The 16,019-nt window shown below is 35.4% G+C and carries 17 protein-coding genes and 3 pseudogenes; 15 read left to right on the forward strand and 5 right to left on the reverse strand.

Annotated features, from left to right (window positions below):
• Window positions 1–49 precede the first annotated feature (49 nt).
• A pseudogene (locus NKR21_RS09535) lies at window positions 50–1,377 on the reverse strand (IS1182 family transposase).
• 188 nt (window positions 1,378–1,565) lie between these two features.
• Between NKR21_RS09535 and NKR21_RS09540 the strand changes: the two are divergent.
• The 7 genes from NKR21_RS09540 to NKR21_RS09565 all read left to right on the forward strand — a co-directional run bounded on the left by NKR21_RS09540 (window position 1,566) and on the right by NKR21_RS09565 (window position 7,033).
• The gene (locus NKR21_RS09540; RefSeq protein ID WP_144456641.1) at window positions 1,566–2,744 is read left to right on the forward strand and encodes a histidine kinase; all 1,179 of its coding nucleotides are present in this window, start codon (window positions 1,566–1,568) and stop codon (window positions 2,742–2,744) included.
• 5 nt (window positions 2,745–2,749) lie between these two features.
• On the forward strand, window positions 2,750–3,400 hold the full coding sequence (locus NKR21_RS09545) for a response regulator transcription factor (protein ID WP_144456639.1): 651 nt from the start codon (window positions 2,750–2,752) through the stop codon (window positions 3,398–3,400).
• A 164-nt stretch (window positions 3,401–3,564) separates the two neighbouring features.
• Window positions 3,565–3,732: a hypothetical protein gene (locus NKR21_RS09550; RefSeq protein WP_186299642.1), complete on the forward strand. Its 168-nt coding sequence runs from the start codon at window positions 3,565–3,567 to the stop codon at window positions 3,730–3,732.
• A 167-nt stretch (window positions 3,733–3,899) separates the two neighbouring features.
• A complete protein-coding gene (locus tag NKR21_RS09555) occupies window positions 3,900–5,825 on the forward strand; it encodes a T7SS effector LXG polymorphic toxin (protein WP_144456637.1) in 1,926 nt (641 codons plus the stop codon).
• Between the two features lie 5 nt (window positions 5,826–5,830).
• Window positions 5,831–6,310 (forward strand): TIGR01741 family protein, encoded by a 480-nt coding sequence (locus NKR21_RS09560; RefSeq protein WP_144456635.1) that lies wholly within the window; start codon window positions 5,831–5,833, stop codon window positions 6,308–6,310.
• 74 nt (window positions 6,311–6,384) lie between these two features.
• Window positions 6,385–6,483 (forward strand): HNH endonuclease, encoded by a 99-nt coding sequence (locus NKR21_RS21265; protein WP_144456656.1) that lies wholly within the window; start codon window positions 6,385–6,387, stop codon window positions 6,481–6,483.
• Complete coding sequence (locus tag NKR21_RS09565) at window positions 6,464–7,033, forward strand: SMI1/KNR4 family protein (protein ID WP_144456633.1); 570 nt, start codon at window positions 6,464–6,466, stop codon at window positions 7,031–7,033. Before NKR21_RS21265 ends, NKR21_RS09565 begins: the two co-directional genes overlap by 20 nt.
• A 108-nt stretch (window positions 7,034–7,141) precedes the next feature.
• On the opposite strand, the gene NKR21_RS09570 is transcribed toward NKR21_RS09565, so the two are convergent.
• Both NKR21_RS09570 and NKR21_RS09575 read right to left on the reverse strand, forming a co-directional pair.
• The gene (locus tag NKR21_RS09570; protein WP_144456631.1) at window positions 7,142–7,483 is read right to left on the reverse strand and encodes a hypothetical protein; all 342 of its coding nucleotides are present in this window, start codon (window positions 7,481–7,483) and stop codon (window positions 7,142–7,144) included.
• A 34-nt stretch (window positions 7,484–7,517) separates the two neighbouring features.
• Entirely contained in the window at window positions 7,518–8,135 is a 618-nt protein-coding gene (locus NKR21_RS09575; RefSeq protein ID WP_144456629.1) for a hypothetical protein, read from the reverse strand.
• 143 nt (window positions 8,136–8,278) lie between these two features.
• Here NKR21_RS09575 and NKR21_RS09580 point away from each other — a divergent pair, with 143 nt between their 5' ends.
• From NKR21_RS09580 to NKR21_RS09595, 4 genes and pseudogenes are all read left to right on the forward strand, one after another.
• Entirely contained in the window at window positions 8,279–8,608 is a 330-nt protein-coding gene (locus NKR21_RS09580; RefSeq protein WP_144456627.1) for a YolD-like family protein, read from the forward strand.
• A pseudogene (locus NKR21_RS09585) lies at window positions 8,601–9,856 on the forward strand (Y-family DNA polymerase). Before NKR21_RS09580 ends, NKR21_RS09585 begins: the two are co-directional and overlap by 8 nt.
• A gap of 663 nt (window positions 9,857–10,519) precedes the next feature.
• Window positions 10,520–10,870, forward strand: a complete 351-nt coding sequence (locus NKR21_RS09590) for a DUF1093 domain-containing protein (protein ID WP_253602506.1) — start codon at window positions 10,520–10,522, stop codon at window positions 10,868–10,870.
• Between the two features lie 51 nt (window positions 10,871–10,921).
• Window positions 10,922–11,965: a YdcF family protein gene (locus NKR21_RS09595; RefSeq protein ID WP_144456625.1), complete on the forward strand. Its 1,044-nt coding sequence runs from the start codon at window positions 10,922–10,924 to the stop codon at window positions 11,963–11,965.
• Between the two features lie 228 nt (window positions 11,966–12,193).
• Here the strand turns inward: NKR21_RS09595 and NKR21_RS09600 are convergent, their stop codons facing one another.
• A complete protein-coding gene (locus NKR21_RS09600; protein ID WP_144456623.1) occupies window positions 12,194–12,643 on the reverse strand; it encodes a macro domain-containing protein in 450 nt (149 codons plus the stop codon).
• 201 nt (window positions 12,644–12,844) lie between these two features.
• On the opposite strand from NKR21_RS09600, the pseudogene NKR21_RS09605 reads away from it, so the two are divergent.
• A pseudogene (locus NKR21_RS09605) lies at window positions 12,845–13,386 on the forward strand (GNAT family N-acetyltransferase).
• Between the two features lie 140 nt (window positions 13,387–13,526).
• Entirely contained in the window at window positions 13,527–14,108 is a 582-nt protein-coding gene (locus tag NKR21_RS09610) for an undecaprenyl-diphosphatase (RefSeq protein WP_144456621.1), read from the forward strand.
• Between the two features lie 52 nt (window positions 14,109–14,160).
• Here NKR21_RS09610 and NKR21_RS09615 read toward each other — a convergent pair whose 3' ends face one another.
• Window positions 14,161–14,532, reverse strand: coding sequence for an iron chaperone (locus NKR21_RS09615; protein ID WP_144456619.1), 372 nt, complete (start codon window positions 14,530–14,532; stop codon window positions 14,161–14,163).
• Window positions 14,533–14,938: 406 nt separating this feature from the next.
• On the opposite strand from NKR21_RS09615, the gene NKR21_RS09620 reads away from it, so the two are divergent.
• Window positions 14,939–15,592, forward strand: a complete 654-nt coding sequence (locus NKR21_RS09620; protein WP_144456617.1) for a CotZ-related putative spore coat protein — start codon at window positions 14,939–14,941, stop codon at window positions 15,590–15,592.
• 74 nt (window positions 15,593–15,666) lie between these two features.
• Window positions 15,667–16,011 carry a DUF3992 domain-containing protein gene (locus NKR21_RS09625; RefSeq protein ID WP_012010072.1) on the forward strand — a complete coding sequence of 115 codons (345 nt, stop codon included), beginning with the start codon at window positions 15,667–15,669 and terminating at the stop codon, window positions 16,009–16,011.
• The last annotated feature ends 8 nt before the right edge of the window (window positions 16,012–16,019 follow it).

Below are 16,019 nucleotides of genomic sequence, written 5' to 3' on the forward strand. Positions count from 1 at the left end.
CATCGTAATTATGATGGATGAGATTTAATGAAAAAGGCCTCCCACACACCTAGCCTAGCTTCGCTAGGTGTGTGGCAATCTTTTTCATGTTCTGGCACGCACATTTTGTTTCCCCCTTAACCGGCAGTAGCGAAGCCCATGCAGTTGTTTTGAATCTGCAAAGCTTCGCTCTATTTTTTCTTTTCTTTTTTTATATAGCTCTTTTCCAGAGACAGTTAGACGATTCTGTCTGATCTTTTCTTTATGTTCTTCCCATATGTGTCTTGAGATGACTCTTTGATGATTTTTCGACCTTGTGCATCTTTCAAGGAAAGGACACGATGCACATTTTTTAGGATCTGATTTGTAGAATCGATAACCTTTTCGATCTGTTGTCGTATATAAAAGCTTCTCACCTTTTGGGCATATGTAATGATCATTTTCAGAATCATACTGAAATTTCCACTTCTCAAATAATCCTCTTGTTGGATGAAAACGTCTATGGGCAATGACACCAAAAATATGTCGATCAGATAAACCTTTACAAATTGGTGTTGTCAAATAACCTGAATCAAGCGCAACAGCTTCTACTTGAAAACCAAATCGTGCGATTTGGTGATCTAACCGATCAAGATATGGAACAGAATCATGGACATTTCCAGGCGTGACATGAGCATCGGTGATGATATTATACTTCATATCTGTTGTCCGGTGGTCTAGGTAGAAAAAGCCTTCAGGCTTGTTTTCGCGATATAGATAGCCACTTTCAGGATCAGTCATACTTTGACGAATGTCTTTTTCTGTTTTCACCTCCTCTTTTACCTTTAAGAGCTTTTTTCCATGTGCCACCCGATCTTCTTGGACTGCTTCTTCTAAATCATTGATATAGTTCTGGGTATCTTGTTCAATCGTTTTTCTCGTATATTTATGTTTATTAGCATTGGCTTTAAGATGAGTTGAATCAGTAAAAAGAACGCGACCTCCTACCATATCATGATTGATAGCTTGAAGCACAATCTCATCGAAAATGTCTTGAAAAATCGTTGTATTTTTAAATCGAGTACGACGATTCCAACTAATAGTGGAGTGATGGGGAACGGGATCATTGATGTTCAAACCTAAAAACCATCTATACGCCATGTTATAGTAAATTTCTTTTTCGAGTTGTCTTTCAGAACGGATACCGTAAAGGTATCCGATAAACATCATTTTGAACAAAATAAGCGGATCAAGAGAAGGACGACCTTTATTCTCACTATAATAGGGTTTTACTTTATCTACGATAAATGAAAAGTCAATGTACTGATCAATTTTACGAAGCAGGTGATCCACTTCGACCAGTTGATCTAGCAATACAAATTCGGCTTCGTGCTGAGAAGAATTTCTAGTGTGGAACATGAGAAAAACACCTTCCTTTAGAGTGATATGTGAAGTATCTTATCAAGTCCTTCTTTAAGCATGTTCCTAATAAAACTTTCAAATAACCCTGTGTTCATTTGATGCCTCCTTTTGATTTAATTAAATAAAATATCTATAAATATATTTTACTTTATTTTGGAAAATTTCGAAATATAAAATAAGAACAAATGTTCGGTTGGCTGTTTTGTTTTAGTTATAATAAGAATAGGATTGACCCCTTTGTGAGCCTGGCTGACACTCAGTCAGGTCTTTTTTATATTCAATTTATCACTACACAATGGTCGATGTCGGGTTTGTTTTTTTCTGCACTCATTATCATACATCTTATATTACATTGGTGGTCATTCTATTGGTTCCAAAATAATCCATGGGTATATTTTCTGATTCAAGGGATTATCGTTTTACTTTGTGTCTCAGTCATGCAAGCAGCCTCCCCTGTCATCCTAATAGGTCTCTTACCGGTTCTCATTGCACAAAGTATTGGTGTGTACTATCATACCTTGAAGGTGATATTGACAGGGCTTAGCTTTTATGTGCTTTTCTTTCTTGCACTTATTTTAGTTAATGATACAGATGATCTGACGGTATACATTCCTATTTTATTTTTAATTTTAATTGTGGTCTTCGCGTATTCTATTTTATTTTTTAGACAAGTGAAAGCTAGAATTAGAACACAAATCTTTCTAAAAGAGCTAGAGCTCGCACACCGACAAGTTGAGGAGCTGACACTTGCAAATGAACGTCAAAGAATGGCGCGAGACCTACACGATACTCTAGCCCAAGGACTTGCAGGTATTATTATGCAGCTTGAAGCAGTTCAAGCACACTTAGACAAGCAGAATGTGACGCGTGCTCAAAATATTATTAAAGGTTCAATGAGCCAAGCGCGAAAAACATTGGCTGAGGCACGAATGGTTATTGACGATCTTAGAATGCAAGGGAAAGATCAACATGATTTAGCTGATTCGGTTAAGAGTGAAGTTAATCGCTTTATGGAGGCGACGAATATTCCAGTTCATAAGAAAATATCTGACTCTTATCAAGTGTCGCCTTTTCTTATAGAACATACTATTTATATTGTCAGTGAATGCTTAACAAATATCGCAAAACATGCCAAAGCCAGTCTCGTTTGGGTGGTCTTGGAACAACAAGACGACCAAATTTATTTAGAAGTTAAAGATAATGGAGTGGGATTTGATGAGAAAAAAAATGAATCCACTTTTGGACATTATGGCATAATTGGTATGACAGAACGTGTACGACTCGTAAACGGACAAATCTGCTTGAAAAGTACAAAAAATGAAGGTACACAAGTAACGGTTACCATACCTTTGAAAAAGGAGTAAATACATTGTCTTATCGAATTGTGATTGTTGATGACCATTATGTAGTTAGAGAAGGATTAAAATTAATTCTTGAAACAGATCACCGGTTTGAAGTAGTTGGAGAAGCGGAAGATGGAGATATTGGACTGGATGTGATGAAGAAGGAAGCGCCGGACCTTGTGTTACTCGATCTGAACATGCCTAGAATGAATGGGCTTGATATGCTGAGAGAAATGCAATCTCTTCAATTAAATATTCCAGTGCTCATACTGACTACATATAATGAAGATAAATTGATGGTTCAAGGGCTGAAATTGGGTGCAAAAGGCTACCTATTAAAAGATGCCAGTAGAGAAGATTTATTTAACACGATTGAAGCTGCTATAAGAGGAGACATTTTACTTCAATCAAATGTAGCTACAAAAATTTTTGAGTCAACAGAACATCAGGAAACTCAAGAAAAAACAGAAAGAGAGAACAGCTTGCTGACTGGAAAAGAGCTGCTTTTTTTGCAAGCGGTGGCAAGAGGTTTTAGAAGTAAAGAAATCGCATTTGATATAGGGATTTCAGAAAGAACGGTAAAAGAACATTTAACAAATATTTATCAAAAACTAGAAGTTATATCAAGAGCTGAAGCAATTAAAACGGCAGTAGAATTTGGCATCATTCATTTTTAAATGAATCATTAGGAACTTCTAATTATCCACAAAGACGATACTCCAAAAAGCATTAAAATAAAACGCCTATCCTTAAAGGGGTGGGGTCTTTTTTTGTTCATTAGGGGAAAATTGGTTATGTAGTGAGGTGAAACGTGATAGGATTGAAAAAGGAGGTCAAATAAATGACATTCAAAAAAGCGTTCAGCATAGGTTATTTTGTTTTGCTTTTATCTTTTATTGTCGTATATTTCTTGCTTCCAGTCGATCAGATATTTACTGCAATTATCACCTTAACCGTACTATTTGGATTATATCAATTTGTGGTTTTCAAAAAACTAAAAGATCAATAAAAGACATGCTCTTATGCATGGCATGACACAGGCGTGTTTTTCAAAACCTTCGCATCAAGAGGTAGCTCTGTATGGATAATTGGTTAATAAACAATAAAATGGATTAAAGTGTCAGGCTCCTTATGGTATTCTAGTAAAAGAATATTCCATAAAAGGAGTCTTTTTATATGAAAATATTAGATGCTCCATCTTTACTATCAGCTGTCGAACAGAGGTCAAAGGCCTATCATGAGCTTCAAGAAGAGATGAAACTTGTGAAAAAAGCACTGAAAGGTGTATCGGGATTAGGTGATGAGTTTACTGGAAAAGGTGCTGATAATATCAAAGCTTTTTATAATGATCTTGCACTATACACAGACACTTATCTTGATTTTATCGATATGCAAAAGGCTTTTTTAGATGGAGTGAAAGGGAAGCTAGATGATGAATCATTAGGAGGGAGTACATTTATTGATGAGCATTTCCTAGATGCTCAATTGAAGCAAGGCATTCAAAACAATAAAGATATGGTCAAGGAACAAAAAGAAGCTCTATCAACGATTTTTGACGATATTAGTGATTTGATTGAATTACAGACATTTTCCAACAAAGAGGTAGATGAGCATTTAGATGATGCTAACAAAAAAAGAAAAGATGCAATTGAGGCTATACATACATTAGATCATGCGCTAAAAACAGAACACGAAAAATCAGAAGCGATTGAGAAGCACCTTGCAACTTTTTATACAAAAAAGATGGCTGCTACAGGAAAAGGTAAGAACGCTCAGCCCATGTATTATGATGCAAAAGCATTTCATGAGACAGATGTGTACAAGAATCATGATAAAATCGATGCACAGGTGAAAGCATATTTAAAGGCGAAAAAAGAAGAAAAAGAGAAAAGAAGAATCAAAGAATTGAAAGAAAAGCTCAATGATCCTTCGTGTCTATCAGTAGAGAAATACTTTGAGATTGTAGACGAAATTGGATATGAAAATCTTTCTTACGATCAAAAATTGTATTATAGCCAGCTGCTCCAAATCAAAGCGCAGGAAGAAGCATCAGATGTATTCGTTGATAGTGTAAAAGGTGCTGCAGTGGGTCTATATGATGTGGCCAAAGATACAGTAGTAGGCATCTACGATCTTGTAACAGATCCTGGTGGCGCCGTAGAATCAGTCGTAACGGCTGTTTCTCATCCAATTGAAACATCAAAAGCGATTGGAAAAGCGATTTCAGACTCATTCGAAAAAGAAGTCATAGATGGTGATGCGTATTCACGGTCACACTGGTTCGCCTATGCGACTGGTTCACTCGCAGAAATTGTCTTTGGTTCTAAAGGGGCGGGAGCCATCACAAAAACGTGGACAACCGCAGCGAAAACTACAGTGAAGAAAGGGCTTGAACAAGGAGCAAAATCATTAGACAAAGTCTCTCTTCCGAATCTATTGCCGTACTCACCAAAGTTTCAAATGGCTGGTGGAGGGAAACTTCCTTACAATGTGTTTGATGGGGAGAATCTAAAAAGTAAACTTCTTTCCATGGCAAAACACTTGGACAATCAGCCTGTATATGGTATCTCTAAGACAGGTAGACGATTACCTGCACCAAAATCACCACCGACTGTTGTCAGTTACGGAGATCAATATGTGAAATGGAAACGCAAGAAGGTATTAAAACCAAATGTAGTTTATACAACAAAACAAGGGTACTCATACACTACCGTTCACTATGGACGTATTGTCAAAGTCGAAGCAAGTGATTTAAAATACGGGGAGGTCAAAAGAAACCAATATGCTCAGTCTAATTCAGGTAAGCCAGACCGATTATTAAAAGATGACGGAGGTCATTTGATTGCATCTATTTTTAAAGGGTCTGGGGATATTGATAATCTTGTGCCGATGAGTTCACAGATTAATAGAAGTGGCGGTAAATGGTACAACATGGAGCAGGAATGGTTGGCTGCACTAAAAGAGATTCCACCAAAACATGTAGAGGTAAGTATTGAGCCTATTTATCAGGGTGATTTGTTAAGACCCGAGAGTTTTTTTGTAGAATATAAAATCGGAAAAAGTTATGTTCAAGAATTTATCAAGAATCAACCTGGAGGTTAAAGATAATGGAATCAATAGAACACTATTATAAAAAAATAGCAGAATCAATTAATGAATTAATACCGTGTGATTGGGATAAAGTTTGGATGTATGCAGAAATACTAGATGATTCGGCTGGAATTACATTTTGTTTCAACGAGACTAATAGTGAAGAGTATGTTTATGGACATGAAATTCCACTTAAATATAATGTAAGTAAATCAACATACATTCACTTATTATACGAACTCAGTAAAATTTTTGAAGAATTGAAAAAAGCATATGTACAAATTAATTTAGGTGCTTGGACAACAGCTACCCTCCAATTAGATAAAACAGGTAAATTCTCAATTAATTATGGCTATGAAGATATTTTATCTATAGGGCTTTATGGTATCCAGAGAAGAGCTGTATGGGAGTATAAAACGTTCGGGTTTTTACCCGAAGACGAGAAAGATAAAGAAGCCGTGCTGAATTATCTTAAAAATAAAGAAGAAAACAACTAACACACTGCCCTCCAAAATAAAGGAGGGTTTTTGTATTAGATATGAATTGGCTCTAGAAAAAGTAGGCTAAGAAGATCCAACTTGTTCCGACTGACTTACATAAAAATGTGCCACATATTGGTGGAGCATCAGACTTAAGAGGAGGCTACAAAAATGATTTTTCAATGGATTAAAGAAAAACTTGATCAATACACTATTGATATCAGATCAACCAAAACAAATAGTTTATTATACGAAATGAATAAAATAGAAGAAGAAAACGGATATCACATTTCTTCTGATTATAAAAGTTTTATTAATGAATACGGGGAATGTTGGATTGAGGACAATGTATATACCTCTCTAAGAGAAAAACCAGTTTGGTTAGTTGGTGAATCAGTGCCAGTCGAATTGTTTTATGGATTGGAACAGAATGATTATGATATACGAGAAGCCATAAAAACATATAAAGAACAATTACTAGAACAAATAATTCCTATCGCAGACGCAGATGGCGGAGACCTAATTTGTTTAGATGTTAGTGAAATAAATCAAGGGGAAATTTATTTTTGGGATCATGAACTTAGAGATAGAGACCAGGATCTGTTCCTGATTGCTGATACTTTTACTGGGTTTATTGAAGGGTTATTTGTTGTTGAAGATGATGATGAAGATAGTGATACAGAAGATATTGATATCCAACTTAGTGACGATCTCATAAAAATGTTAAAGGAGAGAGACTAAAAGTTATACAAACTATCTATGAATGTTGCTTTTAATTTAATGACATTTAAGTTTAAAGGTTGCTGAAATGCATCCTTTTTAATTTAAAAAACACCAAAAAGGGGTGCCTTAGTTTGAATTAGCTATAGAACGCAAAGCATCATCATAGTCAGCTAGATCATAATGAGGATTTGCTTTTAAAAATGTATACTTAACAGTTTTATCAGGATTGCTCAAAAAGTATTCAGCAAGTCTTATAAGCGCAGCACGAATATCTTGGTCGTTGATATCATTAAAATCAAAGTATTCACATTCGCCGAATCTTGCTTTATAAAGACAAATTTTACTGAATTCAATGTCATCGAAAGGAAGGCTTTCTGATACGTTATAGTTGTGCTCTATTTCCTTTAAAAGTTGATTAAGAAGGAAGTATCCAGTTAGCTGAAGAACGTCCGCAGACTTGTATCCCACATCTTTAACCACTTTGAAATCATATAACACATCATCAACTAGAATATCTGCATCTTAGGGAAGCAACCCCAAAGTGAGGATTGAAAACTACTTTGCTGTCTGTTTTAACAAATCCACTGCTAATGAATTTTTCTTCAAATGTCTCCATTAATCCAGTGAGTTCATTAGTTAACATGTCTATTTTTTGTATATCGAAAATATCAGCCTCAGTAACCCCTGGCACATTCGCTCTAGAATATCTCTCTAGATTCCCAAGTTTTAAGGCGGTCACACAAACATCACTATTTAATGCTAAATCACCTTTGACATACATATCAATTCCTTTTTGAATAGACGAATAATATTTATCTTCTAAGCCATTATTTCCAGTGTCTTTCTGCAATTTTTTTAGTCCTTTATAGGCAACAAGTTCTTCGAATCTCATTTTTTTATTTATTATTTGGGCTATTCTAAACCTTGCCAAGTAATCAAAGGCAGTCCCTATTAAGCTTGCATCAGATGATTTCTCCAATGTGTATGGCACTAACATTTCATACTCTTTAGAAAAGGGATTATTCCCACTTGCAGTCTTGAAATCTTTCTTTTTAGGCGCAATAGCAGCAACTATTTCTTTGAATTGTGTTACTTTGCTTAAGTTCGATGTAAGTGACATTGTTAACCTCCTAATTGTTATACATAAATTAACAGAAGGATAGAATTTGTATACCAATTTTACATCGAACAAAAGTTCTGAAAATACATTGATAAAGAACGTTTGTTCTGTAACTATTTAATCATTCAAGAAGGAGTGATTAAATGCTTAGAGACAGAGGTGCGATTAAATGGACAGCTATGATGTTACCTGAGCATGTTGCACGACTTAAGCATGATTTAGCAGAAACGAAAAAAATAGATAAACCAATTATAGATGAACAACAAGCAGAAGAGTTTGAAGCAACAATTGCTTACGCAATGAGTGTTAACAAGCCGTTAATTTTTTCAATTTATGAGTCAGGAATTGTCAATAAACTTAAAGGTTTCACACAATACATCAATTACGAAAAAAAGGTGCTGCATATAAAGGATATGTCAGATGATATTCACTTTATTTTATTAGATGATATAGTGGGAGTTTCTTATGATTGATTACACCAAGTTTCCACGTCAAAAATACTGTGTGTAGACATGAAATCCTTCTACGCTTCCATTTCAGCAGTTATGATATTAGAGTGTTATTTAGCTGTAGTTGGCAACACAGAGAGACAGGGGAGTGTCGTGTTAGCAGCAAGCCCTAAACTCAAACAAGATTTTAAGATTAAGACAGAATCGAGGCTATTCGAGATTCCCAATGATTCAAGAATCCATATAGTTAACCCTAAAATGGATACCTTTATAAACGTTTCAACGAAAATCACTTAATTGTTTTATCGTTACGTTCCAGATTGTGATGTTCACACTTACTCCATAGATGAATCCTTTTTAAAAGTTGATGGTGTTATGAGAATGTGGAACAGTGTTGAAGAAATAGCAGAACACATACAGGATGCTATCATGCGGAAATTTGGCTTACCTTGTACAATTGGGATCGGTGACAATATGCTGATCAGCAAACTTGCTTTGGATTTAGAAAGCAAGAAAGCGTCAAATGGTATCGTCAGATGGAGATATGAAGACATTCCAGAGAAACTATGGCCAGTTAGACCAATCTCTAAAATGTGGGAAATTGGGAGACGAATGGAACAAAATTTGAATCGAATGGGAGTATTCACAGTTGGCGCATTAGCTAAATATTCACTTGAAACTTTAGAAAAGAAGTTCGGAGTGATGGGGAATCAGATGTTCCACCATGCTTGGGGAATTGATTTATCTGAAATAGGTGCACCAGTGTTACAGGGACAAGTGAGTTTTGGGAAAAGTCAGATTTTACTCAGAGACTACACGACAAAAGATGAAATAAAAGCAGTCATTCTCGAAATATGTGAAGAGGTTGCTAAACGAACGAGGGATCATAACAAAGTAGGAAGAACGATTAGTTTAGGTATCGGATATAGCAAAGAAGAATATGACGGTGGGTTCCACAGAAGCAAGACAATTGAAAGTCCAACCAATATCACTATGGACATCTATAACACGTGTACGGAGTTGTTTAACACGTTATATCAGCATAAGACGGTCAGAAGTATTTCAGTCACATTAGGGAAAATTGAAGAAGATGCCAATCAACAGTTAACTTTATTCGATGAAAGAGGATTAGAGAAAAAAAGACAGTTGGGTTATGTTAAGGATGGCACTAGAAATAAATATGGTTCAAAAGCATTGTTGAGGGCTGTTTCATACACGAAAGGCGGTACTGCATTGCACAGAGCTGGTTTAACTGGTGGTCATAGAAGCTAATATTGAAAATATGCATTTTTTCAGTTATATATAAGTAATACTGCATTAAATCACCAATCATTTGCTGATTTGTTCACATGTTATAATTTTGAAAGTGACAATATTGTTATATAGATACAGTAATTGTCACATAATATTGTAGTGAGCCTTTATTATAATATGATATGTTAAAGATGTAAGGAAAAAATAATGGATGTCTAAAAAGCATCTCAGATAATGAAGTTATTATACGTATGCAATTTAGAATTTAAAAGGAGTGAGCAATGAATAAAAGAATAAAGAGTTTAGATTTCATTAGAGGTTTTGCAATAATATACCGGCATTATGTTTTACTGGGATTTATTGTTGTGGTTTTATATGGATTATCATCTAGTATATTAATAAACATAGCCCTAAGCATTATGTCTGTTTATCTTATTAGTGTTATTATAAAAACTTTTCGTGTTTATGGGATGAGATTTTATCGTGAATGACAGTATACAAATTCTTAACTTCTTCATAGTAGGATTATATATGGTTAAAAGTCGGTATATGTACAGTGAAGATTCTACAGTTTGAAAAATAAATAGAAATAAGTATATATTCTTATCAAGTGTGTCAATAATGATTATTGTTGTAATTATATATACAGCAATTTATTAGATTAAAGAGGAGAATAAAATTATGAATAAGTTTGCATTAATATTATTTTTAGTTATTTTAGGAATGGCATCATTCGGAGGGTATTATTTATTTTCTGATCAAGGTTACTATAAAACAAATGATTATTATATTTATAATACTGAAGACCCTAAAATAAAACATGAGACAAATGATCAAGGGAAGTCAATCAAGTATTATATTTATGAAGTATCAGGTTATAAAGATGGTAAGAGTGAAAATCTTAAATTGAGCTTATTGAATCCAATTAAGAAGAATCAAGCATACCTTGTTAAATGGGAAGAAAGAAGGTCTATAGTAAGTAAGATTGAAGAAACATCTAAGTCTAATTTTGAAAAAAATAAGAATCCATAAACATTATAGCATGTTTATGGATTCTTAAATAATTATGAATTGGAGAATATTATGGATATATGGCTGATTTTATTTTTATGGTTTCTATTTATATTATCAGTAATCAGTTTAATACTATCAATATTGTATGATCGAAGAAATATGATTAACGGTTTTTTAGTAATAACCTCCGTAGTTTTATTTCCCTTTAGCCTCATCTCATTGCTGGGTAAAGTTTCTATAATCCCCATTCTAGGCGTACTTTTACTAGTTATCCTTATGGTCTTCTATTTAAGTTTTTTATGGTGGTTTTTACCTTTTCTTTTATATAATGGAATCAAAGTAAGGAAATTAGAAGGTAAAAAGTTTGCAAATAGCTTAACATTAATCGTTTTAGTTAGTTTAATCTTATATATAGTATGTATTGCGATTTTAAATAATTATCAGTATATTAGGGAGGTAGGGTTTATTAGTATTGGAATTACAATCGTTTATACATATTTTATAGTACATATTATAGTTTTTGTAAATACATATTTTTTGCAAAAGTTACCTATAATTGAACGGCCTGATTTTATTGTTGTCTTAGGTAGTGGCTTAATAAATGATAAAGTACCCCCTTTACTAGCAAGTAGAATTGATAAAGCTATAGAAATCCGTAACAAATATGAGAATAATGAAAGTATTAAAATAATATTTTCTGGCGGCCAGGGAGAAGATGAAAGTTTACCCGAAGGGAAAGCAATGGCAAACTATGCTAAACAAAAAGGTTTAAATGATAATGTCATAATAGAAGAAACACGCTCTAAAACAACGGAAGAAAACATTCTTTATTCAAAAGATATAATGAGTAGATTGAGTAAAAACTATAAGGCTGTACTAGTATCGAGTAATTTCCATATATTGAGAGCGTCTTTAATAGCTAAAGAAATGGGTTTAAAAATATATGGTTATGGTTCTAAGACAAAGCTTTATTTTTGGATAAATGCCTTTATAAGAGAGTATGTAGCTATTATAAGTATGAAGAAGCGACAACATTCATTAATTATTGGTATAGTTATGATCTCAACAATTTTAGCTGTTTTAATAAGTATAATAGCAAGAGTTATATATTAAGGAAAAGACGTAATATCTTTAATTTATTCCGTGATGCAGCGGTGGAGAGGGGGACACTGTTTATTTCATTCGTTAACATCTCAGTAATTCGAAGTCTTCGAGAACATATTTTAGGTGAATCAGAAGAAGCTGTATTCAATTATTTAAAAAATAAAGAAGATAACTAAAGTACAAAACCCTCCAATTTAAGGAGGGTTTTGTCATTATGTTTCAAAAAACCTCATTCCATTATCTAAACTGATAAACCGTCACCTCACAATCACCCAGTACATCTTCAATCATCTCTTCCACAATCGTCCAATCGCCACCCGCCAGTCCACAGCCGATCCCGTAAGGAATGGCGATGGACGTTTGGTTTGAATGGGTTACTGTGTCTTTTAGGCTTTGTAAGCAGCTGCGTAAGGCATCGTAATCCGTTTGCATTCTTTTTCTTCCGTATCCGGTTTGAGCGAATAGGTTGGCAATTGTTTTTCTGTCATTTGTTGAGATGAGTTGAACGGAACTTAGCAAGTCATCTACTTGTTCTGTACATAATTGTTTATACTCTTTGTATACATTGGGGTATTTGCTTTTGATTTGTTTGGCTAATCCAGCGCCCATGACGCCTTTACAATTCACCTGGTGACAGATGATGTCTTCACTTGCCTCTAAAATGTTGCCATCCACTGTTTTGATCATATCGTGTAACCCCTTTTTCATTAAAATAGAAACATAGGTTCTATTTTATCAGTTTTGATCAAATTATTTAATAGCAAAATATTTTTAATGAGTTTCATTTATTGAAGACAGTTTACGATAACTTGATTGTCAAAGTCTGTCCATGTCATCTAAAATATGGAGAGGCTAGAAAATACGAAATGATGCAAAGAGGAGTTATTTATGAATCAAATAGAAACGAATCGTTTAATTCTTAGACCGTTTTGCGATGAAGATGCAGCAGGAATGCTTGAGTACTTGTCTAATCCAAGAGTAAATTGTTTTCTCACTGATCGAATTTCTACATTAGAAGAAGCTTTGGCTATCGTGCAAAAGAGAAAAGAAGATCATTCATATATAGCGGTTTGTTTAAAAGAAAGTGGGCAGACGATCGGTGAGTTGTTTCATTAAAAGAGGAGCCTGATACGTATTCAATCGGCTGGAATTTCAATGAAGCTTATGAAGGAAAGGGATATGCACGAGAGAGTGCTGAAGCATTTTTGTCCTATTTGTTTGTAGAAAAGAGAGCAAGGCGGCTTTATGCTTATGTAGAAGATGATAATGTCCGTTCCCAGGCATTATGTGAGCGACTATGCATGCGAAAAGAAGGCTTTTTTCTTGAGTTTATTTCTTTTACTACATATGAGGACGGCACCCCTAAATATGAAAACACGTACCAATATGCTTTACTTAAAAAGGAATGGGAGCAACATCACTCTCTTTAGACCAGAAAGTGAATAATGTTTAGTGATAGCAAAGTGACAAACATGTCATATGATTCCATAGTTTGTTCGTTCATTCGATGGAGGAGTTATCTTATTTCATTTATCCTTGTCATAAATCGGGGAAAAAGGAATGAAATGAGATGCGGCGATTCAATGAAGATTTATTTAGGTGGGTGAATCAGCTCAGTATTGATCATGGTTACTTGAATCCGATATTTATTGGACTAGCTGAATATACAGTGCTGTTAGCAGCGCTCATGTGTCTGTTTGTATGGTTTCAAAATCGCAGCAGGTACAATAGGGCGATGGTCGTATCTGCCGGACTGACCTTCATATTAGCAGAGTTACTTGGGAAAATCGCAGGGATCTTTTATTTCAATCAGCAGCCCTTTGCAGAAATGAGCCACGTCAATCTTTTGATTCAAAAGGAAGTGAATAACTCTTTTCCGAGTGATCATACCATCTTTATTTTTTCTGTTTGTCTAATCTTTTGGCTCTTTCACAAACGCCATGTTTACTGGCTGCTCATAGCGTGCGCCGTTGGTTTTTCAAGGATTTGGGTCGGTGTCCATTATCCATTTGATGTCTTAGCAGGTGCTATCATAGCGAGTTTAACAGCGGTCACTGTTGTCTATTTGCCGATATGCCAAAGGAGCGTGAATGCCATCTTGTCTTGTTATGAGTGGCTTGAGCAGAACGTTGTAAGGAAGAGTACAAAATAACATGTTGTAGTAAAATGCCCCGATCTGTTTATGGCTCAGATCGGGGTTCTTTTTATTTTCGCCAAAACGTTGTACAATCCGCTTTGTCTTCGATATTAAATTCGATGATTTTCTTTAGGAGAGGATAGTCAACTGGCAAGCTTTCCTTCATGCGAAACATCTTTTTTCCATGATCGTAACCCGCTTGTACAATGTCAGCTGAAAAGTGTTCAATTCCTTTACCTTCTGGTGCGACAGAAATGTGATGTTTTGCCACGCTAAACCCAATAATAAATGTGCCATGGTCTGTGAACATGGGCTGATTCCAAGCAATTCTTGGCTCTAGTTCAGGGAATGTGTCTAATATCCATTGTAAAATGTCTTGCGTGCGTTGCTTCAGCTCTGGATTACCAATGTTGCTTACATATTCTTCAAACACATGCATGATGTTTTATCCTCCCATTCCATTTACCTCATAAGCCTCAGACGGGATTCGAACCCGCACTCCTTTCGTAAGCATAGGCTAGGGGCAACACGCTTCCCTACGGAATTTCACCGACAGGAATTTCACCTGTCTCAGCTCGTGTGCTTTTCGGTGCTTCTGAAACCCTTGCCTTGCGACCCGTTAGCTACAATTTGTTTTACGGCGCTCTTCCCTTCTAGAGCTACTGAGGCGCGGAAGTTATTGTTCATATTATATAAAGAAACTGGATAAATGAAAAGCTGCGCTGATAATTAGTTACTGATCTTTAGGCGAATCGCACAAAATAGTCAAAGGCACATATGATAAAAGACCATATGGATTTGTATACAGCATTGAATTGGGTTGATGGAAAGTGACAAACCTGTTAATGAGTAAAATGAAAGAGATAAACAATCAAACAAAAAATGAAAGCTTTACTCACAAGCGTTCAATGAGTCCTCCTTTTTTGCTACTCATGGAAGATGGAGAACCTTTCTACTCATGGGTGTTCTTTGAAAAAAGTGTGTTTAAGACTTGCTATTTTTCTCTGCTTTCCATCAATGAAGAACAGAATTGTGTGGTGCTAGAGCTTCTTGTCCCATGCTGCATGCGATCGACATGTTGTCAGAAAGTTTTATATCGATCCAGTTCAAAGATCCTTGTTGATCTTTCTTTTTTATGCGGAATGATTGAAGCAGATCTGCCCGTCTATGATGCACTCATTTTAAAGAACATAGAACCTCACCACATCCTTCTTGGTTTTTCAACATCGCCCAGTTCGATTGAAATCTGGCGGAATGGAACAAAATTACTCAATACAGCAACAGTGGTTTTGCATCATCATGATGATCAAGATGTGCCAGTTACTATCACGATTCAAACGAAAAGAGCATGTCATGATATATGTGTTCAAAAGGGAGAAAGTCGCTCGATTACTGTCAAAGATATGATGTTGATTTTCAATCATCAAACCGTTGAAAAGGTGCAAGCATGCCTAGACATTCAATTGAACATGGTGCAAAGGAAAAAAATAAGGCTGTGAGTCTGGGATAATCGCACAATCTTCGTAGATCACTAGATCATAGTCTATCAAGAATAGGTTGAAGGAGGGTTAAAATGGCTATATTAGGCGGGTGTAGTAATGAGCAAACAGGATTTGTGAATGATGCGGTATGTTTCACAGTCGATTTAGCAGCAGCAGCGGATCCAGTAGTCGTTTGGACGGATGGAACACCATTTGTCATAAACGGGACCATTATGGTGGAAAACAACGGAATCGTGGCTGTAGCTCCAACTGTGACATTAGAGGTCAACGGTGCGGCTGTTCCAGACTTCACTGTAGCTCCAGGAGAGAGCCAATCCATTACACTTAGTGATCTGAACTCCATTGGGATTGTAGCTACTGGTGGGACCTCGACTGGGAGTATTGTCGTTTCTTTTTCTCTCAATTATCAGTATTAGTGTGTATG

Origin of the sequence: Bacillus sp. 1735sda2 (genome assembly GCF_024159245.1) — a bacterium.
In the GTDB taxonomy this organism is placed as follows: Bacteria; Bacillota; Bacilli; order Bacillales; family Bacillaceae; genus Bacillus; species Bacillus pumilus_O.

Coding starts and splice junctions, on each gene's coding strand:
- NKR21_RS09540 (WP_144456641.1), top strand. CDS start 1,566: ATGTTCGGTTGGCTGTTTTGTTTTAGTTATAATAAGAATAGGATTGAC.
- NKR21_RS09550 (WP_186299642.1), top strand. CDS start 3,565: ATGACATTCAAAAAAGCGTTCAGCATAGGTTATTTTGTTTTGCTTTTA.
- NKR21_RS09555 (WP_144456637.1), top strand. CDS start 3,900: ATGAAAATATTAGATGCTCCATCTTTACTATCAGCTGTCGAACAGAGG.
- NKR21_RS09560 (WP_144456635.1), top strand. CDS start 5,831: ATGGAATCAATAGAACACTATTATAAAAAAATAGCAGAATCAATTAAT.
- NKR21_RS09565 (WP_144456633.1), top strand. CDS start 6,464: ATGATTTTTCAATGGATTAAAGAAAAACTTGATCAATACACTATTGAT.
- NKR21_RS09575 (WP_144456629.1), bottom strand. CDS start 8,135: ATGTCACTTACATCGAACTTAAGCAAAGTAACACAATTCAAAGAAATA.
- NKR21_RS09580 (WP_144456627.1), top strand. CDS start 8,279: ATGCTTAGAGACAGAGGTGCGATTAAATGGACAGCTATGATGTTACCT.
- NKR21_RS09590 (WP_253602506.1), top strand. CDS start 10,520: ATGAATAAGTTTGCATTAATATTATTTTTAGTTATTTTAGGAATGGCA.
- NKR21_RS09595 (WP_144456625.1), top strand. CDS start 10,922: ATGGATATATGGCTGATTTTATTTTTATGGTTTCTATTTATATTATCA.
- NKR21_RS09600 (WP_144456623.1), bottom strand. CDS start 12,643: ATGATCAAAACAGTGGATGGCAACATTTTAGAGGCAAGTGAAGACATC.
- NKR21_RS09610 (WP_144456621.1), top strand. CDS start 13,527: ATGCGGCGATTCAATGAAGATTTATTTAGGTGGGTGAATCAGCTCAGT.
- NKR21_RS09615 (WP_144456619.1), bottom strand. CDS start 14,532: ATGCATGTGTTTGAAGAATATGTAAGCAACATTGGTAATCCAGAGCTG.
- NKR21_RS09620 (WP_144456617.1), top strand. CDS start 14,939: ATGAGTAAAATGAAAGAGATAAACAATCAAACAAAAAATGAAAGCTTT.
- NKR21_RS09625 (WP_012010072.1), top strand. CDS start 15,667: ATGGCTATATTAGGCGGGTGTAGTAATGAGCAAACAGGATTTGTGAAT.